The sequence below is a fragment of the Citromicrobium sp. JLT1363 genome, from assembly GCF_000186705.1.
GTDB lineage: Bacteria > Pseudomonadota > Alphaproteobacteria > Sphingomonadales > Sphingomonadaceae > Alteriqipengyuania.
Genome location: NZ_AEUE01000007.1, coordinates 59,152 through 83,896, shown reverse-complemented (window position 1 = coordinate 83,896; position 24,745 = coordinate 59,152). Strand labels below are relative to the sequence as shown.

Sequence of the window (24,745 nt, the reverse complement as noted above, 5' to 3'; positions counted from 1 at the left end):
GACCTATCGCACCCGGCCTGCATTGTTCGGGCATGCTCCTGCTTCGCCTCGCCACCCTCGCTGCGGCCATCGCCGCGCTGTTCTTCGCCCTGCTGGCACCCGCCAGCGCGCAGTCCGAACGGGAGGTCGCGCAGAGTTCCTCGCCTCTCGTCTATCAGGTCGAAACGCTGCGGAACGGGGACGGCGCTGGAGAACCGCAGCTGTTCCTCGACACCCCGATGGGCCTGATCGAGAGCTTCATGGTGGCTGGCGAGCGCGAGGAATGGGGCCGGGCGGCCGACGCGCTGGACTACGCCAATATCGAGCGAAGCCGCACGAATATCCCGCGCGAGGAGATTGCCCGGCAACTCTATCACCTGATGAACACCACCGTCGCGATCGACTGGGCGACCCTGCCCGACCGGCCCGATGCGATGGACACCGACGCCAGCAGCAAGAACCCGATGGCGGGCGTTGCGCGCCGATCGCTCAGCGTGGCAACGCTCGAACTGGGCAACCGGCGCGTTCCCATTCGTCTGGCGCGGGTGCAGGAACCGGGCGGCGAGCCGGTGTGGGTGTTCAGCCGCCAGACCGTGGCCAACGTGCCTGCGCTCTACCGCGAATACGGCCCGACGCAGTTCGAGCAGATGCTGCCCGCGCCGCTGCGCAAGCAGGCCGTCTGGACGCTGGCCTGGTGGGAGCTGATCGCGCTTCCGCTGGTGCTGATCGTCGCCGCGCTGGCGGGCCTTGCGACCTACCTCGGCATTCGCCGCTTGCGGGAAGGATACGATACGGACACGAAGATCGGCGGCGTGCTGCAGGCGGTTCATCTGCCTGTCACCCTGCTCGCCTTTGCCGGCACCTTCGCGCTGGTGCGCAATACCGTGCTGCGCCTGTCGGGCCCGGCGAAGGACCTGCTCGATCCGTTCCAGCTGATTCTGGTGATCGCCGCAATTCTGGGCATCGTTCTCGCAGCCATAGAGGCCCTGTTCGAGTTTGCGACCAACCGCCGGACCGACGAGCTGGAAGCCCCGGGCAACCATCAGGACCGCAACTTCTACACCAAGATGAGCGCGATCCGTCGCATCGTCACCGCGCTGCTGCTGCTCGCCGCAGTCGGCTTCCTGCTTGTGGCGAGCAATATTGCCGACACGCTCGGCTTCTCGATCCTGGCCTCTGCCGGCGTGCTGGGCCTCGTCCTCGCCTTTGCCGCGCGCAAGGTTCTGGGTGACATCATGGCGAGCGTGCAGATCGCCTTCGCGCAAACCGCGCGGATCGGCGATGCGGTGCAGTTCGAAGGGCAGTGGTGTTTCGTGGAGAAGATCGGCTTCACCCACCTGCGCCTGCGCACGTGGGACGAACGCCGCGTCATTGCCCCCGTCAGCGCGTTCACCAACGAGAGTTTCGAGAACTGGACCAAGCAGGACTCCAGCCTGATGACCCATGTCGAGCTGCAGCTCGACAACCGCGCCGATGTGGACGCGCTGCGCGAGGAATTTTGCAACTACGTGCAGCGCGACGAAGACATCGTCGATCCCGAGGACGCGATCTGCGAGGTCGTGGCGCAGGACGCGCGGGCCAAGACGGTGCGCTTCATGGCGCGCGCGGCCGACCCCAAGACCGGCTGGTCGATGCACTGCCGCGTGCGTGAACACATGCTCGCCTTCGCAGCGCGACTCGATGCCACGACCGAGCCCACCCCCGCCTATTTCGCGCGCGAACGCGAGGTCAGCCTGGAGGCACAATCCGATTCGTAAGCTTCGATAAACGAACGCCAATCTCCCCGAAAACGCATCGCGCTTGCGAGTGTGGCTAAATTAAGGCATCATTGTGGTCACAATATGATGGTCGCATCATGATGGGGAGAGAGTTCATGTCTGCTAGCCGTTCCATCCTGCTGGTCACTTCCGCCGCGCTCGCACTGGCCGCCTGTTCGGAAAGCAGCTCCTACGAAACCGCCGAGGCGATCACGACCGCCGATGTGACGGAAGAAGCGGCGATGGATATCGAGCCGCCGCCACCGCCCCCTGCCCCCCCGGCCGATGCGGCCGCGGAAGAAGGCGGAGCGAGCGAAACCAGCTCGCTACCCGACATCCCTGCCGCGGCCCCCAAGATCGCCTATGTGTATTCCTACGGCTTCCGCGTCGCGCGCGAAGACATCGCGCCCTTGCAGGAACGCCACGCCGATATGTGCATCAAGCTCGGCCCGCTCACCTGTCAGGTCCGCTCGCTCGAACAGAACGGCGCGGAGGACGATTATGGCTACGGCCGGCTCGAACTCTCGGTTGCTGCGGACCGCGCGCGCGAATTCGGGCGCGAACTCGTCGCCGCTGCCGAAAGCGAGGGTGGCGACCAGGTCTCTTCCAGCATCGAGGGAGAGGATCTCTCCAAGCAGATCGTCGACACCGAGGCGCGGCTGCGCAGCCGCGAAGTGCTGCGCGACCGGCTGATGGAGGTTCTGCAGACGCGCAAGGGCAGCGTGCAGGAACTGGTCGAGGCGGAACGCGGCGTAGCGCAGGTCAATGAAGAGATCGACCAGGCGCGCAGCTGGCTGCAGGAAATGCGCGGGCGCGTCGCCTACTCGCGCATCACCGTGAACTATCAGAGCGAGGGTGCTGGACCCGGCGGCTTTTTCGAACCGATCCGCAAGGCCATCGGATCCATCGGTCCGGTCGCGGGCAACGTGATCGGCGGGCTGATCCTGCTGCTGACGGTCCTCGTGCCCATCGGCCTCGTCGGCTTCGGCATCTGGATGCTGGTGAAGCGGGTGCGGCGGCGCGAGGAAACCGCGGAGAAAACCGACTAGCCCCGGCTCATATCATGCGCATCGGCGGGAATGGTCACTTCCAGCCCGTCGAGCGCATCGGTGAGCACGATCTGGCACGACAGGCGGCTGGTGGGGCGCACGCCATAGGCAAGGTCGAGCATGTCCTCCTCGTCCTCGCTCGCCTCGGGCAGCTGCGCGAACCAGTCCTTCGCGACCAGCACGTGGCAGGTGGAACACGCCATCTGGCCCTCGCACGTCCCTTCCAGCGGCATGCCCGCCGCCTGGCCTACGCGCAGCAGCACGTCGCCAGACTGCGCCTCGGCCTCGACCCGCTCGCCGGTGGATTTGATGAAGGTGACTTTCATGCCTGCGAGTCTCCCGCTTCGAGGATGATCGAGCAAGCGCGCTGCATATCCTCGCGCGTCGTATAGCGCCCCCAGCCGAGGCGGATCGAGGATTTGGCCTGTGCATCGCTCAGCCCGATGGCGCGCAGCACGTGGCTCGTCCGGCCCGATCCGCTGGCGCACGCCGACCCGGCGGAGAACATGACTTCGCGGCATTCGCTCATCAGCCGGGCGACGTCGAGGCCGTCTTTCCGGACATTGAGGTTACCGTGCCAGCGCTGCTCTTCGCTGCCGTTGAGCGTCCAGCCGTCGAAAGCGCCGCGCGCGACCTGCCACAACTCTTCGACATGCGCCGCGTCCTCTTCCTGCCGCTCTACTGCCAGCGCCGCAGCCGCGCCGAACCCGGCGCACAGCGCGGGCGAGAGCGTGCCCGAGCGCAGGCCCTGCTCCTGCCCCCCGCCCTCGACATGCGGGATCAGAGACAGGCCATCGCGCACCCACAGCGCGCCGATCCCCTTGGGGCCGTGCAGCTTATGCGCGCTGACCGCGATCATGTCGGCCTCTGCGGCCAACGCCATCTTGCCCGCCGCCTGCACGCCGTCGACCAGCAACAACGCGCCGGTTTCCTTCGCGCGTTTCGCCATGTCGGCGATGGGCTGGATGGTGCCGATTTCGTTATTGACCTGCATCACCGCGAGCAGGCCGACATATTGGGGCATGTCGACGTCGGGTGCGATCACGCCATCCGCGCCGACAGGCAGTTCGGTCCAGTTGCCAATTGCCTTGACCGTGTCGATCACCGCCGCATGCTCTATCGCGCTGAATGCCATGTGCTCGCCCGAGCGCACCGCGGCATTGCCCCGGATCGCAAGATTGATCGCCTCGGTCGCGCTGCCGGTGAAGATTACCTGTCCGCCCGGCGGGAAGAGCTGCGCGACCTGATCGCGCGCCACCTCCACCGCCGCCGCCGCCATCCGGCCAATGCGGTGCGGGCTGTGCGGATTGCCGAAGCTGTCAGACTCCGGCCCGCCGAGCCACGCCATCATCGCGTCGCGCGCTTCGGGCGCGAGCGGAGTGGTGGCCTGGTAGTCGAGGTAGATCATGACAATCGAACCCGCTCATGCTGAGCCTGTCGAAGCATCGTATTTCCCTTCAGGCGTTGCGTAGAAGAAAGTGCGGTCCTCCGACAAGCTCAGGACGAGCGGGTCATTTGAGGGAGGCCCAAGCCTCGGCAAACGCACCCAGTTCCTCCGGCGTCGTGCTCCACCCCATGCTGACGCGGATCGTGCGCGCGGCTACATCGTCGGGCACACCGAACGCATCGAGCACGCGGCTCTTCTTGAGCGTGCCCGAGGAACACGCGCTGCCTGCAGAGACGGCAAAGCCCATCGCGTCGAGGCGGATCAACTGCGCCTGCGCGCTCATGGTGGGGTGGGCAAGCGCGAGGATCGTATCGAGCTTCTCGCCAGGGCCAACCCGGAACTCGGCCATCCGCTCGACGAACTTCGAACGCTCGACATCTTTGGTCGCCCAGCTTTCCATCCCGCCAGCTTCCAGCGCTGCGGCCATTCCGAGAATGTCAGGCAAGTTTTCTGTTCCGCGCCGGTAGCCACGTTCGTGACCGCCATGGGGGTGCAACATTGCGTAGTCGCGCACCAGCAATGCCCCGACGCCGATCGGACCGCCGAATTTATGGGCAGAAACGATCACCATATCGGCAATCTGCGGGATCTCGATCTTGCCTGCGCTCTGGGCACAGTCGACGAGAAGCAAACCATTATTGCCATGCACCAGCTCGGCAATCATTCCGATGCTCTGACGGGTGCCGGTTTCCGAGTTGATGTGCTGGATTGCGACCAGGCAGCGGTTTTGCACTTCGCCCGTTGCGGCAGCGGAGGGCTCCGTCGAAAGTCGGTCTAGAGCGGCTGCGTCGATCATTCCGTCGGAACGCATTGGAATGCTATGCGAATTTCGATTCACGACTGGCGCGTAGATCGCATCATGCTCGACTGCACTCACGACCTCATCGAGAACGTTGGCACTGTCAAAAGCGAGCAGTGCGCTCTCGCTCGCGCCGCTGGTGAAGATCACCTCGCCGTCCCACTCCAGCGCCGCCTTCACCCGGGTGCGGGCATCTTCCAGCGCCTGCTTCGCCTTGCGACCCTCGGCGTGCGGAGACGAGGGGTTGGCCCAGATCGCGAAGCCCTCCTCCATCGCAGCCTTTGCCTCGGGGCGGAGCGGCGAGGTGGCGGCGTGGTCGAGATAGATGCGGGAACGCGTCAACGGATGCTCGAAGTAATTGCGAAATGCGGCATAAAGCCTATATAGCCGCCCACCTCGCGCGCGCCACCGCCCAAACCGATGGCGCTTGTGCCAGCTCAGCTATTTCCGGACCACAGCACCAATGCCCACCGTCATCTTCCCCGGCCCCGAAGGCCGCCTCGAAGGCCGTTTCTCGCCCCCGCCGCGCCCGCGTGCGCCGGTCGCGCTGATCCTCCACCCGCACCCGCAGGGCGGCGGCACGATGAACGAGCGGATCACGCAGAGCCTGTACAAGACCTTCGTCGATCGCGGCTTTGCAACGCTGCGCTTCAATTTCCGCGGCGTGGGCCGCAGCCAGGGCAGCTTCGACAACGGCATCGGCGAACTTTCCGACGCGGCATCCGCGCTCGACTGGATCCAGTCGATCCACGAGGAAGCGCAGGTTACCTGGGTGGCGGGCGTGTCCTTCGGCGCGCTGATCGGCATGCAACTGCTGATGCGCCGCCCCGAAATCCGCGGCTTCATCTCGGTCGGTGCGCCGGCGAGCATGTACGACTTCAGCTTCCTCGCGCCCTGCCCCGCCAGCGGCATCTTCGTTCACGGCGCGGCCGATACGGTGGTGCCCCCGCCCTCGGTCGGCAAGCTGGTCGAGAAGCTGCGCACCCAAAAGCACATCACCATTCACCACGAAGAGATTCCGCGTGCCAACCACTTCTTCGAGAAGGAGCACGACGAGATGATGGGCGCGGTGAACAACTACCTCGATTTCCGCCTCGATCCGTCCTGCCCCATCCGGTGATACGTCCTTTTTTGCAATGAATTGAGGAACATCAGTCCGTCATTGCAACTTTATTTCGTATTCCCAGCGTTCAGGATAAGGGTGTAACATCTCTCCAGAGGCGGCACGAAAGTCGCCCGCAACTGGAGAGATGCCATGGCTTATGCCTATGCCAACCAACCGCAGAACCGCGCGGCCGCAATCGCGGGCGTTGCGGCCATCCATGCCGGACTGGGGGCGCTGCTGATCTACGGCTTGGCAACCGGGAGTTTCGCACCGCCTGAATCGCCCAAGCTGTCCGCCGGCCAGATTGCGATCGAGCCGCCGCCACCCGAGCCTACGCCCGAACCGCAGCCCACCACCGCAAGCGAGCCATCCTCGCGCGCTATCGTGGCGCCAACGCCGCCGATCAGCCTGCCGAGCAGCCCGCCGCGCGTGGACACCAGCGATATCATCCTGCCCCCGGCCCCGCCGGTGCCGGTGCCCCTGCCCAATGTCGCCCCGACGGTTGCACCGCCTCCGCCGCCGCCCAGCCCGACGCCGAGCTTCGATCCGGTCGCGGCCAGGCCGTCGAACAGCCCGGGCAGCTGGGTGACGCAGGCGGACTATCGCCAGGCATGGATCTCGCGCGAATATACCGGCACCGTGGGTTTCCGCCTGTCGGTCGGCGCGAGCGGTCGGGTGGAGAACTGCTCCGTCACCAGGTCCAGCGGCGTGTCCGAACTCGATCAGGCGACCTGTCAGCTGATTACCCGCCGTGCGCGGTTCGATCCGGCGAAGAACGGCCAGGGCCGCGCGGTCGCGGGCACCTATTCCAGTGCGGTCCGCTGGCAGTTGCCGGACTGATCGCCGCCTAGCTTTCCCCGGTTCCGGGGTCCGGCACGCTGTTCACCGGCGACCGGCCCTCGGAATCGGGGATGGTCCAGATACCCACGTTCATCAGCGCGACCAGCGCTGCGGCCCCCATCCATAGCGCCTGCTTGCGGTAACCACGGCGAAACAGCACCACCGCCCCCGCGATCAGCGCGAAGGCGGCGAGGACGAGCAGCGAGAGAACGAGATCGAGCATGCCCGTTCCATACCGCCCAAGCGATTGACGGGAAAGCACCCGCGCTGCATCGTCCATGGTCATGAACGGATTTTCCCTTACCCGCCGCCAGACCCTCGCGGGACTTACCGCCTCCACCGCGCTCACGCTGGGCGGCTGTTCCACCACCAGCGGCCCTTCCGCACTGCGCCAGATGACCATCGCGCCGGACGAATGGCTCGATCAGGTGGCCTTCGGAATGCTGCAATACGAGCCCGAGCGGGCGACCGCGCTTGGGGTCGATACCGGCGAATATGCGCCGCTGCGCAGCAAGCTGGAAGACCAGTCGATCGAAGGCCAGCGCGAATATGCGGCCTATCTGCGCTGGGTCGTGACGCAGATGGAGGGGCTCGACGAAAGCGGGCTCACCCCCGACCAGCAGACCAGTTTCCAGGTGGTGCGCAGCGCCTTTGCCACAGCGGCCGAGGGTTTCGACCTGCCCTACGGCGATGTCGCGGTCGGCAGCTGGCGCAACGCGCCCTACGTGGTGATCCAGAATGTCGGCTCCTATCTGGATATGCCGCGCTTCATGGACAGCACGCACCCGCTCCAGACCGGTGAGGATGCGGAGGCATATCTAAGGCGGCTGCAGCAGTTTCCCGCCGTGCTGATGGGAGAGCTGGAACGGATGGAATCGGCGCGCGCGATGGGCGTCGTCCCGCCGGACTTCCTGCTCGACAAAGCGATCGCGCAGATGGAGCGAACACTCGCCGATGCGCAAAGCGGCGAATTGTTCGTGGCGCAGATGAAGATCAATCTGGAAAAGAGCGGCCTGCCGCTCCGTCTCGCTGCAATGGCAGACCAGTACGTGCGTTTCCCCATCGCGGTCGCGCTGGAAGCCCAGCTGAAAGAGCTCAAGACCCAGCGCGCCATGGCGAAGTCCAATGCGGGCATGTGGGCGCAGCCGGGCGGCGAGGAATGGTACGCCTGGGCGCTGAAGGCGAGCACGACCACCACGCTCTCCCCCGATGAAATTCACGAGCAGGGGCTGGAAGAGCTTGATGCGCTGCACGCGCGGATGGACCCGATCCTTCGCGATATCGGCTACGACAGCGGCTCGGTGGGCGAGCGGATGCAGGCGCTCAGCCGCGATCCGCGCTATCAGTTTGCGCAAGGCGATGCGGGCCGCGCCGAGATCATGGCCTTCATCAAGGGCCGGATCGACTGGATCACCGCGCAGATGCCGCGCGCGTTCAACACGCTGGTCGAACCCAATGTCGAGGTCCGCCGGCTTCCGCTGGCCGAAGAGCCGGGCGCGCCGGGCGCCTATGGCGGTGCGGGCAGCAAGGACGGAACGATCCCCGCACGCATGTGGATCAACCTGCGCACGACCGATTTGCACCGCAAGTACGACCTTGCCGACCTTACCTATCACGAGAGCATTCCGGGCCACGCGTGGGAGGGCGAATTCTCCAACCGCCTGCCGCTGATCCGCTCCATCCTCGCCTTCAACGCCTTTTCCGAAGGCTGGGCGTTGTATGCCGAGCAGCTGGCGGACGAACTGGGGGCCTACGACGATTTTCAGGTCGGCCGCCTCGGCTACCTGCAATCCCTCGCCTTCCGTGCCTGCCGCCTGGTGGTCGACACCGGGCTGCACCACAAGCGCTGGACGCGCGAACAGGGCCGCCAGTTCTTCGTCGAGCGCAACGGAAGCAAGGCAGAGGAAGTGGCGAGCGAGGTGGACCGCTATTGCAGCTGGCCGGGGCAGGCCTGCGGCTACAAGATCGGCCATTCCCAGATCGTCGACCAGCGCGAACGCGCCAAGCGCGCGATGGGCGATGCCTACGATTTCAAGGGCTTCAACACGGCGGTCGTGCTGGGCGGCAATGCACCGCTCGACGTCATGGAAAAGACGGTCACGCGATACATCGCAAACGCCGGGTAGCGATGGCGCGGAGTCGTCGGGCGCTTCCCGGCGGATCCGTTATGGCGGCGCGGCGGGCCTTACGTGTCCGGCGTGCGCGATGGCTTGCCAATAATCCAGAGGTCCGCGTTGGCGCGCGATCGTCTGAGCCGGCAGAGCGGTTGTGAGTCGGCGATAATGTCGAATTCGCGCCCGTCTTTCGTTTCGGTCAGCCAGAACACGAAGGACCCGTCGCGCTTGTCGAAATCGCGGGTCGTTTCCTCATGGCTGCCATCCGCGGCGAAGCGAAGCCGGAAACGGGTCACTGCCTCGGCGCCTTTGGGCAGATGATCGATCTTCTGCTCACGGAATTCCCCTTGAATTGCGAGGGGACTACGCAGCCGGAACGAAAGACGGTCCAGAACTAACTTTCAGTTGTTCATCGAAAAATTGCAGTACGACACCGCGCGCTGCGCCCGATGCAATTGGGGCCCCGCTCCGGCTTGCACCGTGCGAGGCCCCTTCCTCTCCAACTGGGAAAGTCGTTGCGTCAGGCGGGCTGGGCGGCCTGCTGCGGCGCGGCGTCGCGCACCCCCTGATCGACATGGTCGGCAAAGGGTTCGAAATTGTTCACGAACAGCTGCACCAGCTTGCGCGCGGTCGCGTCGTATTCTTCCGGATCGTCCCACGTCGAACGCGGATCGAGGATCGCGCTGTCGACGCCCGGAACGCTGACCGGAACGTCGAAGCCGAAATTCTCGTCCTTGCGGAATTCCGCATCGTTGAGCGAACCGTCGAGCGCGGCGTTGAGCAGCGCGCGGGTCGCCTTGATCGGCATGCGGTGGCCGGTGCCGTACTTGCCGCCGGTCCAGCCGGTATTGACCAGCCAGCACTGCGCCCCGCCTTCAGCAATCCGCTTCTTGAGCAGGTTGCCGTAAACGCTGGGGTGGCGTGGCATGAAGGGCGCACCAAAGCAGGTCGAAAACGTCGCTTCCGGCTCCGTCACGCCGATTTCGGTGCCCGCGACCTTGGCGGTGTAACCCGACAGGAAGTGGTACATCGCCTGGTCGGGCGTCAGCCGCGCGATCGGAGGAAGCACGCCGAAGGCATCGGCGGTCAGCATGATGACCGTGCTGGGCGGCGGGCCCATGTTCTCTTCCGAAGTGTTCGGGATCGAGGACAGCGGATAGGCGCCGCGCGTATTCTCGGCGAGCGAGTTGTCGTCGAGATCGATCTCGCCGTTCTCGTCCATCACCACGTTTTCGAGGACGGTGCCCTCCATCTTCGTGGTGGCGTAGATTTCCGGCTCGGCCTCGGGATTGAGGCGGATCATCTTGGCGTAGCAACCGCCTTCGAAGTTGAAGACCGCCGTGTCCGACCAGCCATGCTCGTCATCGCCGATCAGCGTGCGGCTGGCATCGGCAGAAAGCGTCGTCTTGCCGGTGCCGGAAAGGCCGAAGAACACGGCGCTCTTGCCGTCGGGGCCGATATTGGCCGAACAGTGCATCGGCATTACGCCCTTGGGCGGCAGCAGGTAGTTGAGCACGCCGAAGACGCTCTTCTTCATCTCGCCGGCATACTTGGTGCCGCCGATCAGGATCAGCTTTTCCTTCAGGTTGACCGCGATCACGGTTTCGCTGCGGCAGCCATGGCGCTCGGGATCGGCCTTGAAGCTGGGCAGGTCGATGATCGTGTATTCCGGCTCGAAGCCTTCGAGTTCGTCCGCGCTCGGGCGCACCAGCAGCGTGCGGATGAACTGGTTGTGCCACGCCAGTTCGTTGATGACGCGCACCTTCACGCGATGTTCGGGCTGCGATCCGCCGAACAGGTCCGCGACGTAGAGCGTGTCCTTGTCCTTCACCGCCGCAAGGAAATCTTCCTTGAGCGCCGCGAAGTGATCCGGCGTCATGGAGGCATTGTTGCCCCACCACACCGTGTCTTCGGTCTCGCCGTCGCGAACGATGAACTTGTCCTTCGCGCTGCGCCCGGTGTGCTTGCCGGTTTCGACCACCAGCGGGCCGTGCTTGGCCTTGCGGCCCTCGCCATTGTCCAGCGCATGCTGGGTCAGCTGCGCGGAATCGAGGTTGGCGTGGATCGTGGCATTGGTCGCAATGCCCTGATCGGCGAGGCTGAAGGAAAGAGGTGCGGGCACGGCGGCCATTCTCCTGACAGAAAACGTGAACTTGCGGTCCGGGCGTCCCACGCGGAAAGGCCGCTCGACAGCGTTCCATGCAGGACTGTGCACGGAGCATCCGCGCAAGCGCTTAATAGCGCGAGAGGGTTCCGTCAAACCGCAGCATGAAGCGCCACGCAAATGGTGCATCACTGCCCGCGCATGCGTTGTGAGTTCACCACACACACGCTACTTCAAGGGTCCGATACGCGATCACGGCGAACGAAGCATGGACCAGACGAACGACAGCCCCGAGACCATCTCGCCCCTGCGCCGCAAGGATCGGCCGGTGGTGGCGCTGGTGGACGATGACCGCAATATCCTGACGACCGTTTCCATCGCGCTGCAGGCCGAAGGCTTCGACACGCGCGTCTATTCCGATGGCGAAACCGCGCTGCGCGCCCTGTCCGAAGATGCGCCGGACCTGGCGGTGTTCGACATCAAGATGCCGCGCATGGACGGGATGGAACTGCTCGCCAGGCTGCGCGAAAGATCCGCCCTCCCCGTCATCTTCCTCACCAGCAAGGATGACGAGCGGGACGAGGAAGCCGGGTTCGAGATGGGCGCGGACGATTATATCTCCAAGCCGTTTTCCCTGCGCCTGCTGGTCGCGCGCATCCGCGCGATCCTGCGCCGCAGCGGGCTCGACGACGGCACGGCGGATACCGCGCAGGACGGCGGCCAGACCGGCGAGTCGCGCGCCAGCTTCAGCCGCGGCCAGCTCACCATGGACCCGGCCCGGCATCAGGTGACCTGGGGGGGCAAGCCGGTCTCGCTCACCGTGACCGAATTCCTGCTGCTGGAAGCGCTGGCCCACCGGCCCGGTGTCATCAAGAGCCGTAACCAGCTGATGGACGCGGCCTACCCGGACGACGTCTTCGTGGACGACCGCACGGTGGACAGCCACATCAAGCGCATGCGGCGCAAGTTCCGTCAGGTCGATTCCAGCTTCAGCGCGATCGAGACGCTCTATGGCGCGGGCTACAGTTTCAGCGATGGCTGAGCATGCCGCAGAATAGGGTCGGCATGCGGCGCATTGCCCGCCCGCTTGAGCGGGTGGGCTTTTTCTCCCGCATATCGCTCACCACCCGCATCCTGCTGGTGAACATCCTGCCGCTGGTCCTGCTGGGCGGCGGGATCGTCTATCTCGATTCCTACCGCGCGCAGCTGCTGGACGAACGCTACAAGCTCGCCCGGATCGAGGCGCAGATCACCGCCGAAGCACTCGCCGGGGCGACCCGCCAGCGGCAGGACGCGCTGCTGCTGCAGATCGCCAAGGAACAGGACATGCGCCTGCGCCTGTTCGACCCGGAGGGGCAGCTGATCGCCGACAGTTTCGATCTGGGCGAGCCGACCTTCACGCTCGACGATCCCAGCGACGACCCCTTCGAACTTCGTTTCGCGCGCTTTCTCGACCAGATCGTGGACACGATGGTCAGCGCGCAGCCCGTGCCGCGCTATATCGAACCTGAATCGAACATCGCGGATTCCTGGCCCGAACTGCAGCGCGCCCGCGAACTGGGCATCTCGCAGATCGAACTGCGGCAAGCGGCGGACCGTACGCCCGTGATCACGGCAGCCGCGCCGGTCGGCCTGCAGGGCGCCACCCTGCTGACCACGCGCAATGCCATCGACATCACCGAATCGGTCCGCAACGCGCGCTCCACGCTGGGCACGGGCGTGTTCTTCGCGCTGCTCGCCTCGATCATGCTCTCCCTGTTCCTTGCCCGCACCATCGTCACCCCGCTGCAGACGCTCGCCAAGGCGGCGCAGCGCGTGCGGCTGGGGCGCGAGCGCGAGGTGCAGGTGCCGCGCCTGCCCGACCGGCGCGACGAGATCGGCATGCTGGCCCGCGCGGTGGCGGACATGACCGATGCGCTGCGCCAGCGGATCGACGCGGTCGAACATTTCGCCGCGGACGTTGCGCACGAGATCAAGAACCCGCTCGCTTCGCTGCGCAGCGCGACCGAATCGCTGGGCACGGTCGACGATCCGGAACTGCGCGCGCAGCTGCTCGACATTGCGACCCACGACGTGCGCCGGATCGACCGTCTGGTGACGGAGATTTCGGACGCCAGCCGGATCGATGCCGAAATGTCGCGCGCAACCTTTTCGCAGGTGGACCTTGTGGCGCTGGTGACCAACATCATCGAAAGGCGCCGCAACCGGGGAATCGACGAGGGGTGCGAAATCGTGTTCGAACATGCCCGCCGGTCGAGCCGGGTCATGGGCGTACCCGAAAGGCTCGAGCGCGTGATCGACAATCTGCTGGACAATGCCGTGTCCTTCTCCCCGCCGGGCGGGACCATCCGCGTCTCGATCGAGCATGATAGCCATGCGACGATCCTTTCGGTCATGGACGAAGGACCGGGAATTGCGCCGGAGGCGCGCAACAAGGTGTTCGAACGGTTTCATTCGGACCGGCCCGAAGACGAAGGCTTCGGCGATCACAGCGGGCTCGGCCTGGCCATTGCACGCACGATTGCCGAAGCGCATGACGGCATGCTGAGTGCGCAGGATCGGCCCGATGGCCTTCCCGGCGCCTGCATGGTGCTGGCCCTGCCCCCCATCCCCGAGGACGAGCCTGCGGGTGGGTGAACACAACCGGATCTGCCGGACCTATAATACGTGTACGCAATGCCGCCGGCGCGCGGCGAACCGTCGACAGAGGAACGCGAAGCGATGAGCGAGCGACAGAAGATCATGCTGGTCACGGGCATGTCCGGCGCGGGCAAGACCACCAGCCTGCGCGTGCTCGAGGACCTTGGCTGGGAAGCGATCGACAATTTTCCCATCCGCCTGCTTCGCCCGCTGGTGCGCGAAGTGCTCGCCGGGGAAGACCGCACACCGCTCGCCATCGGGTTCGATGCGCGCACGCGCGGCTTTGCGCCGGGGGCCATCGTCTCCATCGCGAAGACCCTGAGCGAGCGGGACGACCTGGAGCTGACCACCCAGTTCATCGACTGCAACAATACCGAGCTCGAGCGGCGCTACAACGAAACGCGAAGGCGCCACCCGCTGGCAAACGGGCGCACCGCGATGGACGGTATCCGGGCGGAACGCGACCTGCTGGAACCCCTGCGGCGCTGGGCGGACATGCTGATCGACACCAGCGAGCTGTCGTCCAACGAACTGCAGCAATTCGTCCGCCAGAACTTTGAAACCCAGAACGCGGGCGAGCTTGGCGTTACCGTCAGCAGTTTCGGATTCGCGCGCGGAATGCCGCCGCTGGCCGATCTGGTGTTCGACATGCGCTTCCTCGACAATCCGCACTGGGAGGACGATCTTCGCGAACAGACCGGGCTGGACGAGCCCGTGGCCAAGTATCTGCGGCAGGCCGACGGGTTCGAGGAGAATTTCACGCGCATCCGCGATCTCCTGCTGGACCTCCTCCCCCGCTATCGCGCGCAGGGCAAGAGCTACGTCCATATCGCCTTCGGCTGCACCGGCGGGCGGCACCGGTCGGTCTATACCGCGCAGCGAATGGCGCAGGCCCTGCGCGAAAACGGCTACGCGCCCACGGTCACCCATCGCAATCTTGCCAGCCGGGCGACGGACTCGGTGGAACTGCAAACCGCGTGAGCGCGTGCGTTCCCCCTTGTGCTGGCCGTTTTGGCTTCTAGACAGAGACGCCATGATTGGCCTTATTCTGGTGACGCACGGACAGCTGGCGCGTGAGTTCGTTTCCGCGATGGAACACGTCGTCGGCCCGCAGGAGGCGATAGCATCCGTCTGCATCGGCCCGCAGGACGATGCCGAGGCGCGGCGCGACGAAATTCGCGCCAGGATCGCCGAAGTGGACGATGGCGAAGGCGTGATCGTGCTGACCGACCTGTTCGGCGGCACGCCCTCCAACCTCGCCATCTCGCTGCTGGAAGAAGGCAAGGTGGAGGTGATCGCCGGGATCAACCTGCCCATGCTCATCCGGCTGGCCCGTGCCCGCACCGACATGGATGTGGCGCAGGCCGTGCGCGCCGCGCGCGATGCAGGCCGCAACTACATCACCATCGCGTCGGAATTTCTGGCCCGGCCAAGTGAAGAAATGAAGGCGAGCGACACGTGAGCGAAGAGCGCCGCACCATCACCATCGTCAACGAACGCGGGCTGCATGCCCGCGCCAGCGCCAAGCTGGTCGAGGTGGCGAGCCGCTGGCCCGACACCACCGAGATTCGCGTCGCCAAGGAAGAGCGCGAGGTCGATGGCCGTTCGATCCTGGACCTGATGATGCTGGGCGCGGCGCGCGGGGACGAAATCACCCTGATCGTCGAAGGCGAGGATGCTCCCGCCGCAATGGACGAGATCGCGAGCCTGGTCGAAACCGGCTTCGGCGAGGAATAGGGGCGCACACCGCCGCCTGACCTTCCATGCCGCGCCGCGAGATCACCAGCTTTTCCAACCCCACCATCAAGGCGCTGCGTTCGCTGCGGGAGAAGAAGCACCGCCAGCGGGAGCGGCGCTTCCTGGCCGAAGGGCTGCGCCTGCTCACCGACGCGCGCGAAAGCGGCCGCGTGCCCGAAGTGCTGGTGATGGCGCAAAGGCGCGATCCCCATCCGCTGATCGACGCGCTCGAAAGCGCCGTGGAACAGGCTGGCGGCGATGTGATCGAGACCACGCCCGATATCCTCTCCAAGATCACGGGGAAGGACAATCCGCAGGCCGTGGCTGGCGCCTTCGCGGAATGGGACACCGGGCTGGAGCGGATCGAGCGGGATACCGCCCCCATCTGGCTGGTCGCACAGGCGCTGCGCGATCCCGGCAATCTGGGCACCATGCTGCGCACCGGCGACGCGGTGGGCGCAGGCGGGTTGATCCTGATCGACGATTGCGCCGACCCCTTCGGGGTCGAGGCGGTGCGCGCCAGCATGGGGGCGATCTTCACCCAGCAGCTGGCGCGCGCGCGGTGGGAGGATTTCCTGCCGTGGCTGCGCGGTGCGGATGGCTCCGGTCGCGGGCAGCTGGTCGCCGCCTCGCTGCGCGATGCCGTGCCCTTTCGCGGTGCGCCCTACACCGCCCCGTGCTTCGTGATGGTGGGCAATGAATCGCAAGGCCTGCCCCTCGCCTACGAGGAAGCCTGCGATCTGCGGGTGACCATGCCAATGCGCGGGCGGGCGGACAGCCTCAACGCGGCGGTCGCTGCCGCCGTGCTATCCTACGAAGTGCTGGCAGCTCTCGACTGAGCCGGGGCGCCGGGCGCTGCCCGGAGGCCTGGCAAGCAGGCGATCAGGTGTCCAGGTGTTCGCCCGTGATGATGTAATGCACGCTTCCCGCGATGGACTTGGCGTAGTCGCCCACGCGCTCCAGCTGCTTGGCAATGAACAGCAGCTGGACCCCGCTGGCGATGAACGCCTCGTCCTCGCGCATGGCGAGCGCGATCATCTCGGTCACGGTTTCGAACAGTTCGTTCAGCTGCGCATCGCGATCGCGTACAACCACGGCAAGCCCGGCTTCGCCCCGGTTGAAGCAATCGACCGACTGGGCGAGCATCGAATTGCCGAGGCGGCTCATCTCGCGGACCTTGTGCATCAGCGGCACGGCACTGCTGAAATCGACGACGCCCACGCGCTTTGCGATGTTCTTCGCGTGATCGCCGGAGCGTTCGAGCATCGCGCCGATACGCAGCGCCATGACGAGGTAACGCAGATCGTCCGCCACGGGCGCGCGCAACGCCATGGAGCGCATCACCTTCTTTTCGAGTTCGCTCTCCAGATCGTCCAGATGGAGATCCTGTGCGATCAGTTCCTGCGCGCGTTCGGTATCGCCATGCACCAGTGCATCGATCGACGCGTCGAGCGCGCGGGTCGCCGCATCGGACATCGCATTGATGCTGATGGCGATCTCCGCGATCTCGTTGTCGAAGGCAGTAACCGTATGGCCGCTTTTTATCTGTGACATTTCCATTAAACTAATATGACGCGAAAGTTACAACACGCAACCTGTTTCGCAGAATTTTCCCCGAATTGTCGCGTTTTGGCACTGCTGACGGATGTGAGAAACGTCACATTTCGGCACCAACGGCGGCCAGCCCTGCGCTTCGGTGAAAGTATGTGACCAGGGCCGGCACCTGCCGACGGATAGGGCCCCATGCATCGCCTTCGCCCCCGTCGACCTCAGCCCGCCGCGCCCGGATACGTCTGCAGGCTGCCGAAATAGCGGATGAGGCCTGCGTGCAGCAGTACGTCTTCCGCCGCGCCCCCCATTTCCAGCGCAGGGCCGAATTCATCACCCGCGCCGTGATAGGGCCCGTCGAGAAACGCCTCGAACGCCTTCTCGTCAGCCAGGGTGCTCGTCGCCCATACGGCAGGCACCCCTTCGCGCAGGAAGACCCAGCCGTCCTGCCGACGCAGGAATGCATCGGCCTGCGCGGACGACACGACTTCTCGGCCGAGGCTGCGGGCAACTTCGGAAATGCCGTAAGCGAGCGGGGTTTCCTCCGCGCCCACCGCCACCACCGGAGCGCCACGCGGCGCAACCGCCATGGTATCGAAATTGAACGCAGCCGCGATGGTGGGCAAAGGCACGGGGGCATCGGCGACGAAGGCCTCCGCGCCCAGCAGGCCCAGCTCTTCCGCGCTGGTGGCGAGGACGATCAGATCCCTCTCGAGCGGGCCTTCTCGGGTCGCGAGGCGCAAGGCCTCGGCCATCACGGCCAGCCCGCTCGCATTATCGACCGCGCCGTTGCACAGCCGGTCCTGCGCCGCAGGGGGGCCGCATTGGTCCCCCAGATGATCCCAGTGCGCCAGCAGCAGGACCGCGCCCGCACCCTCCACCGTGCCTGGAAGACGGCCGATGATATTCGCGGTGCCGATCCGCTCCGCCGCCTGCTCGAAACGCAGGTCGAGGATCGTGTCGTAGGAGATCACCCCCAGCCCATCGGGGTGGCGCCGTGCATTGCTGCCGATCAGCCCCCTCAAACGGGCGCTGTCTTCGGGAGAGAGCAGCATCAGCGCAAGATCGCGCTTGTCGCTGTCCAGTCGCCAGCGGCCGCTTTCGAACAGGCGCGCCGCCCGCTCGTGGCTTTCGCTGTCGGCGCTCGTCAGCACGATGACCTTGGGCTCTGCCGTCTCCAGCTCCCCGCCGAGCCGCGCGAGCTCGCTTGCGGGAAGCACCAGCGCGCGGTTCGCCAGCGCGCCGGGGCGCAGCGTCTCGACATCGGGGGCGAGCCCGACCATCGGAACATCGGCAATGGTCGCCCGGTCCGCCCCCGGCTGGCTTGCCAGAATGTCGTCGGAAAACCGCAGGCTGCGGCCGGCGCGGGTCGCACCGGCGGTCACGCTGCCCGGCTCGGTTGCGGGCGTCTGGCGGACGAGCGTGAAGTCCTGCGTCCAGTCGCCATCGCCCGCGCCCGGTTCCAGGCCCAGTTCGACGAAACGGTCGATCAGCCAGGCACGCGTCTTCGCCTCGCCCGGCGTACCCGGATACCGCCCGGCAAAGCTGTCGTCCGAAAGCGTGGCGATATCGCGTGCCAGGCTTGCCTCGATCGCGTCGAGCGACGGGCCGGCGGGCGCATCGGGCACGGTTGCGCAGGCGGCAGCCAGTGCGGCCACTGCCAGAGCGCACCACGTGCGGATCAATCGCCCCACGTTCTTGCCCCCATCGCTCAACCCCGTGTCATTCGGCGGTCCAGCCACCATCGACGCTCCAGTTGGCGCCGTTCACGTTGGCCATGGAATCCCGGCACAGGAACACGGCCATTTCGCCAATATCCTCGGGCTGGACAAACTTCTTCGTCGGCTGCTTGGCGAGGAGGACCTGGTCGATCACCTCCTCGCGGCTCATGTCGCGCGCCTTCATCGTGTCGGGAATCTGGTTCTCGACCAGAGGCGTCCAGACGTAGCCGGGGCTGATGCAGTTGACCGTAACGCCGCTGTCCGCGACTTCCAGCGCCACCGTCTTGGTCAGCCCGGCGATCCCGTGTTTGGCCGCGACATAGGCGGCCTTGTAGGGCGAGGCGACCAGCGAATGGGCGCTGGCGGTGTTGATGATCCGCCCCCAGCCCTGTTTCTTCATGTGCGGCACCGCGAGGCGAATCGTGTGGAACGCCGCCGAGAGGTTGAGCGCGATGATCGCGTCCCACTTGGCGGGCGGAAATTCATCGACCGGGCTGACATGCTGCATGCCGGCATTGTTGACCAGGATGTCGATCCCGCCGGCGTCCTTCATCATCGTCTCGATCGCGTCCGGATCGGTCAGGTCGCTGTCGAAATAGGCCGCGCCGCCCAATTCCTCGCGCAATCCGGCGATTTCATCCTCGTCGCCGAAGCCGTTGAGCACAATCCCGGCGCCTTCGGCGTGCAGCGCGCGGGCCACCGCCAGACCGATGCCGGAGGTCGAACCGGTAATTAGTGCCTTCTTACCTTCAAGGAACATCGCTAGCCTTTCGCGGGTTAACCAAGCCGTGTGGAGCCAATCGCCGCCGTGGCATACTGGTTCCTGCGGGTTGGCGGGCAGGACAAGGCACTATCTTGGGCGGCCTGCGGGGAGACAGCAAGGGGACAGGTGCATGCGGCTCAATCCATTCGACACGGACAATATCGATGTGCGCTCCAGCAAGGGCGGGCGCTTTCCCGGCGGCGGAGCGGGCCAGCTGGGCTGCGGCACGCTGATTCTGGCCGGAGTCGTGTCGCTGCTGTTCGGCACCGACCTTGGCCAGACCATCGCCGTGTTCGAAACCGTGGACCAGGCTACCAATGGCAGCGGGCAGGCAGGTGGGCAGACGGTCAGCACGGACGAACAGGCGATCTGTACCTCCAGCCAGTACGCGCGCGAAGCGTGCAGCGCGCTCGATTCGCTCAATGCGACATGGGAACCGGTGTTCGATCGTGCGGGGATCGCCTTCGCGCCGCCCTCGCTCGACCTGTTCGAAGGCTCCGTCAGCACGCAGGGCTGCGGCAGCGCCACTGCCGCCGTCGGCCCCTTCTACTGCCCGAACGACCAGGACATCTACATCGACACCAGCTTCTACGACACCATGGAGCGGGAGCTGGGCGCGGGCGGCGACTTCGCGCGGCTCTATGTCGTGGCGCACGAATACGGGCACCACATCCAGACGCTGACCGGGCTGGCGGGCCAGGTGCGCAGCGCGCAGCAGCAGAACCCGAGCCGCGCCAACCAGCTGCAGGTGCGCATGGAACTGCAGGCCGATTGCTACGCCGGCGTATGGGCGGGCAAGAACCGCAGCCAGATCGAGGAAGGCGATTTCGAGGAAGGCATGCGCGCCGCCGCCGCAATCGGGGACGATGCCATTTCGGAACGCATGGGTGGCAGGGTCTCGCCTGAGAACTTCACCCACGGTACCAGTGAACAGCGCATGGAAGCGTTGCGGCTCGGCATGAGGAGCGGCGACGATACCGTGTGCGACCGCTATTTCGCGCCGGAATCCTTCTAGGCGCAGGATCCGGGGGGCAGGACCGAGCACGCCATGGACTTCATCCGCAACCTCTTCACGCTGTTCCAGCGCCTGCAGGACATTGTCCGCGACGGCCAGCGACAGGGCGACATTCCCGGCATGGCGATGGGGCTGATGCGCGAGCTGCGCGGCGGCGCGGCCGAAGATCAGGCGGAGGGCGATGGCCCGGCCGTCTATCGCGGCAAGGTCGCCCAGGCGGACAAGGCGACGCCCGAAGCCGCCTCGCGCGCCACCGCGCGCAACAAGGCCGCGCGCGATACGGACCTGCCGACACCGGCCGTCTATCACAGCCCCGAAGGCGCCAGCGCGAAGCCCGAGTTCGAACCTGCCCGCGCCCCCGCACGCAACGCGGACGAAGTCGACAAGGACGTGCCAGCACCGGCAGCAGCCCCTTTCACGCGCGACCAGTACGAATTCGAACCCGCATCGGCCCCGCCCGCACCCGAAAGCGAACCCGAGTTCGAGCCCGCCTCGGCTACCCAGTCTGAATCCGCTCCGACCGCGGACGCCCCAGGCACCGCGGCGATCAACTGGGACGAGGATGTGGAAGAGCCGCAGGCTGCCGAGCCCGAGACGCCGCAGCCCGCCCCGCCTCCCCCTGCTCCCGCGCCGTCACCGGCACCGGCACCGGTCGTCAGCGCAGACACCGCGCCAGCCCCGGTGACCGGCGAACAGGGCCCCTCCGAACAGACACCCGCCAAGAAGGAAGAGGATGACGACTGGTTCGACCTCGAAGATTGGCAGGGAACAGCGCTGAAAGTCGCCGGTGTTGGCGCCGCCGCCGCCGCTACCGCCGCCGGGGCGATGGCGATCAAGGATCGCTTCTTCGACGATGAGGACGAGGAAGCACCGTCCGAAAAGTCCGCTCTGCCGCTGCTCGGTGGCGACGAACCAACCGCAGAACCCGCCGCGTCCCCTGCACCCACCCCTGCCGAAGCCGATAGCGGCGGCGAGGATGAGGACGACGAGGGCGGTAAGGGCTGGGTCGCCGCGGCGGCCGTCGCCGCGCCCGCGGTTGCTGCCGTGCTGCCCAAGGCTGGGGATCCCGAAGATACCGAGCGGGACGCGGACGAAGGCGATGAGGCCGAGGCGCCGTCAGACGATCGGGAGGAAGCGCGCGACGATGCGCCGTCACCCGCGCCCCGGCGGCCCCATCCGGTGGAGATCATACCAGCCGATCCGCGCAATCCGGCCACCCAGCCCGCCTCGCAGTCGCTCGCAAGCCCGGGCATCCGCCTCTACGGCGCGATGGACGCTGGCATGTATGCCGAATTCACGGAAATGCTGGCGGAGCAGGCTCCCGGCGGGCCGATCGTGATTGCGCTGACCACCATGGAAGGCGACCCGGAGATCGCCCGCAGCATGGCCGACGACATCCGCCTGCTGCGCGACCGCGGACGGCGCGAGATCATCTTCCTCGGCAAGACGGCGATCCACGGCGCGGGCGTCCTGTTCATGGCCGCCTTCCCCGTCAGCCATCGCTATCTCACCCGTGCGACCAAGCTGATGATCACGGAGAACAAGCGCGCGCAGCCCATGGAGCTTGCCGGTGGTTCGCTCCGCAGCGTTGCCAGCCAGCTGGAACACGCGCAACGCGAAATCCAGCGCGAGATCGAACAGGAAGACGAGGATTACCGGGCGATCTCCGAAGGCTCCAACGTCAGCGTGCAGGAGCTGCGCGAGAAGGCGCCGAACGACTGGTACATCACCGCCAGCGAGGCCAAGGCGATGGGGCTGATCGCGGAAGTCGTCTGAGCCCTGCCGCCTTGCGGACTGGCCCCGGCCCGTGGGCCGATCCGCCCGGGTGGTTCGCGCTTGCCTGCCCCACCCTTGGCGCTGCGCGCATGAAAAAGGGCGACGCACCACCCGGTACGCCGCCCTTCTCGGGGGAACAGGTCAGCATCACAGCTCGCGCCGGATCTCCGCCAGCGCCTCGTCGAGCGCACGCAAGGCTTCGGCCCGCTCGCTCTCGCTGAGGTCGCGGTCGCGCTTCACCGCGCCACGCGCGCTCTTGATCGCGGCCCGCGCGCTGCCCAGCGCTGCCGTGCGGCAGATCACGATCGTTTTCTCGCCATTGGCCCCTGCCCGCTCCCGCACGGTCTCGCCGCTGCCATCGCATTTTTCGATGACACGCGGCATGCTGGCCCGGGTCCGCGCTGCGAGGATCTGCATTTTTTGTGCGTACTCGACCGTCCTCGGAAGGTTTTCGAGCAGCACTTCCATTTCCCTGGCGAACTCCCCATCCACGCCATTGCGTTCACGAAGAACCGCGATCTCCTTGCGGATTTCTTCGCTTTCACGCGATAAATCCCGCAAACCTTCGATCTGTGCTTCCAGCTTGGCGCGCTCCGCCGCGGTCGCTTCGCGGCCGTCGATACGAAAGCTTCTTTCCTCGCGCGGCTCGCCCTTGCCATCCCGCGTGACCTTGCGTTCGACAACGATGGTTCGCGCCTCTTCGCCATCCGCGCGGGGCGTGGTGACGAAAACATGCGGTGCGGCAGGTGCCTCGGGCGCGGGCGGCGCCTCCGGCGCGGCAGGCGCACCGGGGGCAGCCGGCACTGCGGCAAGCGAGGTCGGCGAAGCAGCCGGTGCGGGCGGCACGGCAGGCGGCGCGGTGGCTTCTGCCTGCGTGATCGTGGCCGTGAGCGGCAATGCCACCAGCGCGCCGATCATCAGCATGCGGGCGGTGGCGCGACGGCGCGGCGATATCTCTTTCATGGTCAGGCTCCTCAAGCGATGGACAATGGATTTGTCGCCCAGCACGGGACACGCCATGGGGGCGGCCAGCGCGACGCGCGAAGGGTTGGCGGTTCCGGTGGCGAAGGCGGCGATGATGGTCGCGTAGGTTCCGCGCAGTTCGCGTCCGCACTCGGCCACCACCCGTGCATCGCAGGCGGCTTCCTGATCGCAGCGCATGGCCCGCCAGCCGATCCAGCCGAGCGGGTTGAACCAGTGGATCGCGAAAAGGGGCTGGACCGCAATGTTGACGAGCAGATCGCGCGCCCTGTGATGGGACAGCTCATGCTCCAGCGCGAGGTCACGCGCGGTGGGGTCGGTCCGTTCCATGAAGCCGCGCGGCAGAGCGACGACCTTGTCGATCACCCCGAAGGCGATGGGCGAATGGGCACCGGCCGTTTCCACCAGCCGCACCTTGCCGCGCCGGCCCACTTCCACTCCGGAAGCGAGCAGATCGCGCCGCATTGCGAAGTAGTGAAAGAACCGGAGCATCACGAACACGCCTGCCCCGGCAAGCCACACGGCCAGCAAAATCGACAGCCAGTCGATCGAGACCGTGGCCTTCATCAACTGCGGGACCGCGACGGGAGCCTCCCCGGTTTCGGCAAGCGTGTAGAAGGTGGCGGGCGAACCCGGATCCGCAGCGGGCTGCGCCGGTGGCGGCGACGCTGGCGCCAGCCACGCAGGAAGCACCAGCGGTGGCAGCAGCAGGCGCATGAAGGGCAAGGCCCACAAGGCATAGGCGGCGTTCGGCCCGAAGTGGCGGGTGACCGGGCGGCGCAGGACCAGCACCACAAGGATCAGAACGCCGGTCCACACCAGCGTTTCGATGGCGAAGCCGTGGAAATCGCTGCTCATTTGCGCATCTCCTTCAGCAGGCGCTCAATCTCGCCGAGGTCTTCGTCGGTGAGCGCTTCGCTTTCGGCGAGATGCGCGAAAAGCGAAGCCGCGCGGCCACCGAACAGCCGATCGACCAGCCGCCGCGATTCACCGCCGACATAGTCGGAGCGTTCGATAAGCGGGGAATAGAGAAACTTGCGCCCGGCAGGCTCGGTCGCCAGCGCGCCCTTCCCGACCAGCCGCGAAAGCAGCGTCTTTACGGTCGGCATGGACCATCCGCGCGTCTCGCAAACCTCGTCGCAGACTTCGGCGGCGCTGAGCGGGTGGCGATCCCACAGCACTTCCATGATGGCATGCTCGGCATCGCTGATCCGCTCACCCGGCGTTCCGCCTGCCTCGCCACTGGTCTCGCTCATCACGGTCTCCTCCCTCTCCGATTACACCTGTAGACACACCGACTACGCTTGTAAACATGAGCGCTGGATGAATGACAGAGGCGGGTCGCAAAGCGATCCTGGCCGGCGGATGTC

The 24,745-nt window shown here is 66.1% G+C and carries 24 protein-coding genes; 13 read left to right on the top strand and 11 right to left on the bottom strand.

Annotated features, from left to right (window positions below):
* Positions 1-32: 32 nt before the first annotated feature.
* Positions 33-1,736, top strand: a complete 1,704-nt coding sequence (locus tag ADAD_RS0111800) for a mechanosensitive ion channel family protein (protein ID WP_010414001.1) — start codon at positions 33-35, stop codon at positions 1,734-1,736.
* Positions 1,737-1,852: 116 nt separating this feature from the next.
* On the top strand, positions 1,853-2,785 hold the full coding sequence (locus tag ADAD_RS0111795; RefSeq protein ID WP_033193345.1) for a DUF4349 domain-containing protein: 933 nt from the start codon (positions 1,853-1,855) through the stop codon (positions 2,783-2,785).
* Here the strand turns inward: ADAD_RS0111795 and ADAD_RS0111790 are convergent.
* From ADAD_RS0111790 to ADAD_RS0111780, 3 genes are all read right to left on the bottom strand, one after another.
* A complete protein-coding gene (locus ADAD_RS0111790) occupies positions 2,782-3,111 on the bottom strand; it encodes a 2Fe-2S iron-sulfur cluster-binding protein (RefSeq protein WP_010413998.1) in 330 nt (109 codons plus the stop codon). The genes ADAD_RS0111795 and ADAD_RS0111790 overlap by 4 nt on opposite strands.
* Positions 3,108-4,193: a cysteine desulfurase family protein gene (locus tag ADAD_RS0111785; RefSeq protein WP_010413995.1), complete on the bottom strand. Its 1,086-nt coding sequence runs from the start codon at positions 4,191-4,193 to the stop codon at positions 3,108-3,110. The genes ADAD_RS0111790 and ADAD_RS0111785 overlap by 4 nt, the downstream gene beginning before the upstream one ends.
* 103 nt (positions 4,194-4,296) lie before the next feature.
* Positions 4,297-5,304: an aminotransferase class V-fold PLP-dependent enzyme gene (locus ADAD_RS0111780; protein WP_237700818.1), complete on the bottom strand. Its 1,008-nt coding sequence runs from the start codon at positions 5,302-5,304 to the stop codon at positions 4,297-4,299.
* Between the two features lie 190 nt (positions 5,305-5,494).
* Here ADAD_RS0111780 and ADAD_RS0111775 point away from each other — a divergent pair, with 190 nt between their 5' ends.
* Together ADAD_RS0111775 and ADAD_RS0111770 are read left to right on the top strand one after the other, a co-directional pair.
* On the top strand, positions 5,495-6,151 hold the full coding sequence (locus tag ADAD_RS0111775) for an alpha/beta hydrolase (protein WP_010413991.1): 657 nt from the start codon (positions 5,495-5,497) through the stop codon (positions 6,149-6,151).
* Positions 6,152-6,286: 135 nt separating this feature from the next.
* Positions 6,287-6,976, top strand: a complete 690-nt coding sequence (locus tag ADAD_RS0111770) for an energy transducer TonB (protein WP_010413989.1) — start codon at positions 6,287-6,289, stop codon at positions 6,974-6,976.
* Positions 6,977-6,983: 7 nt separating this feature from the next.
* On the opposite strand, the gene ADAD_RS0111765 is transcribed toward ADAD_RS0111770, so the two are convergent.
* Positions 6,984-7,262: a hypothetical protein gene (locus tag ADAD_RS0111765; protein WP_010413987.1), complete on the bottom strand. Its 279-nt coding sequence runs from the start codon at positions 7,260-7,262 to the stop codon at positions 6,984-6,986.
* On the opposite strand from ADAD_RS0111765, the gene ADAD_RS0111760 reads away from it, so the two are divergent.
* Complete coding sequence (locus tag ADAD_RS0111760) at positions 7,255-9,102, top strand: DUF885 domain-containing protein (RefSeq protein ID WP_010413985.1); 1,848 nt, start codon at positions 7,255-7,257, stop codon at positions 9,100-9,102. The genes ADAD_RS0111765 and ADAD_RS0111760 overlap by 8 nt on opposite strands.
* Positions 9,103-9,161: 59 nt before the next feature.
* Here ADAD_RS0111760 and ADAD_RS0111755 read toward each other — a convergent pair whose 3' ends face one another.
* Together ADAD_RS0111755 and ADAD_RS0111750 are read right to left on the bottom strand one after the other, a co-directional pair.
* The gene (locus tag ADAD_RS0111755) at positions 9,162-9,386 is read right to left on the bottom strand and encodes a hypothetical protein (protein WP_010413984.1); all 225 of its coding nucleotides are present in this window, start codon (positions 9,384-9,386) and stop codon (positions 9,162-9,164) included.
* 224 nt (positions 9,387-9,610) lie between these two features.
* A complete protein-coding gene (locus tag ADAD_RS0111750) occupies positions 9,611-11,221 on the bottom strand; it encodes a phosphoenolpyruvate carboxykinase (RefSeq protein WP_010413982.1) in 1,611 nt (536 codons plus the stop codon).
* Between the two features lie 241 nt (positions 11,222-11,462).
* Between ADAD_RS0111750 and ADAD_RS0111745 the strand changes: the two genes are divergently transcribed.
* From ADAD_RS0111745 to ADAD_RS0111720, 6 genes are all read left to right on the top strand, one after another.
* Positions 11,463-12,236, top strand: a complete 774-nt coding sequence (locus ADAD_RS0111745; protein WP_010413981.1) for a response regulator transcription factor — start codon at positions 11,463-11,465, stop codon at positions 12,234-12,236.
* A gap of 2 nt (positions 12,237-12,238) precedes the next feature.
* Positions 12,239-13,831: a stimulus-sensing domain-containing protein gene (locus ADAD_RS0111740; protein ID WP_010413979.1), complete on the top strand. Its 1,593-nt coding sequence runs from the start codon at positions 12,239-12,241 to the stop codon at positions 13,829-13,831.
* 84 nt (positions 13,832-13,915) lie between these two features.
* Positions 13,916-14,815 carry an RNase adapter RapZ gene (rapZ, locus tag ADAD_RS0111735; RefSeq protein ID WP_029140093.1) on the top strand — a complete coding sequence of 300 codons (900 nt, stop codon included), beginning with the start codon at positions 13,916-13,918 and terminating at the stop codon, positions 14,813-14,815.
* A 52-nt stretch (positions 14,816-14,867) separates the two neighbouring features.
* The gene (locus ADAD_RS0111730) at positions 14,868-15,296 is read left to right on the top strand and encodes a PTS sugar transporter subunit IIA (RefSeq protein ID WP_010413975.1); all 429 of its coding nucleotides are present in this window, start codon (positions 14,868-14,870) and stop codon (positions 15,294-15,296) included.
* Positions 15,293-15,571: an HPr family phosphocarrier protein gene (locus tag ADAD_RS0111725; protein ID WP_010413973.1), complete on the top strand. Its 279-nt coding sequence runs from the start codon at positions 15,293-15,295 to the stop codon at positions 15,569-15,571. Before ADAD_RS0111730 ends, ADAD_RS0111725 begins: the two co-directional genes overlap by 4 nt.
* A 26-nt stretch (positions 15,572-15,597) precedes the next feature.
* The gene (locus ADAD_RS0111720; RefSeq protein ID WP_010413971.1) at positions 15,598-16,410 is read left to right on the top strand and encodes a TrmH family RNA methyltransferase; all 813 of its coding nucleotides are present in this window, start codon (positions 15,598-15,600) and stop codon (positions 16,408-16,410) included.
* Between the two features lie 43 nt (positions 16,411-16,453).
* Here ADAD_RS0111720 and phoU read toward each other — a convergent pair whose 3' ends face one another.
* From phoU to ADAD_RS0111705, 3 genes are all read right to left on the bottom strand, one after another.
* Positions 16,454-17,125 (bottom strand): phosphate signaling complex protein PhoU, encoded by a 672-nt coding sequence (gene phoU, locus ADAD_RS0111715; RefSeq protein ID WP_033193356.1) that lies wholly within the window; start codon positions 17,123-17,125, stop codon positions 16,454-16,456.
* Between the two features lie 215 nt (positions 17,126-17,340).
* Positions 17,341-18,813, bottom strand: a complete 1,473-nt coding sequence (locus ADAD_RS0111710; RefSeq protein WP_237700817.1) for a M28 family peptidase — start codon at positions 18,811-18,813, stop codon at positions 17,341-17,343.
* Between the two features lie 28 nt (positions 18,814-18,841).
* Entirely contained in the window at positions 18,842-19,600 is a 759-nt protein-coding gene (locus tag ADAD_RS0111705) for a 3-hydroxybutyrate dehydrogenase (protein ID WP_010413966.1), read from the bottom strand.
* A 133-nt stretch (positions 19,601-19,733) separates the two neighbouring features.
* On the opposite strand from ADAD_RS0111705, the gene ypfJ reads away from it, so the two are divergent.
* Positions 19,734-20,618, top strand: coding sequence for a KPN_02809 family neutral zinc metallopeptidase (gene ypfJ, locus ADAD_RS0111700; RefSeq protein WP_010413965.1), 885 nt, complete (start codon positions 19,734-19,736; stop codon positions 20,616-20,618).
* A gap of 33 nt (positions 20,619-20,651) precedes the next feature.
* Positions 20,652-22,394: an ATP-dependent Clp protease proteolytic subunit gene (locus tag ADAD_RS17315; RefSeq protein WP_010413962.1), complete on the top strand. Its 1,743-nt coding sequence runs from the start codon at positions 20,652-20,654 to the stop codon at positions 22,392-22,394.
* Positions 22,395-22,541: 147 nt separating this feature from the next.
* Here ADAD_RS17315 and ADAD_RS0111690 read toward each other — a convergent pair whose 3' ends face one another.
* Both ADAD_RS0111690 and ADAD_RS0111685 read right to left on the bottom strand, forming a co-directional pair.
* The gene (locus ADAD_RS0111690) at positions 22,542-24,233 is read right to left on the bottom strand and encodes a M56 family metallopeptidase (RefSeq protein WP_010413960.1); all 1,692 of its coding nucleotides are present in this window, start codon (positions 24,231-24,233) and stop codon (positions 22,542-22,544) included.
* A complete protein-coding gene (locus ADAD_RS0111685; protein ID WP_010413958.1) occupies positions 24,230-24,631 on the bottom strand; it encodes a BlaI/MecI/CopY family transcriptional regulator in 402 nt (133 codons plus the stop codon). The genes ADAD_RS0111690 and ADAD_RS0111685 overlap by 4 nt, the downstream gene beginning before the upstream one ends.
* Positions 24,632-24,745 lie beyond the last annotated feature (114 nt).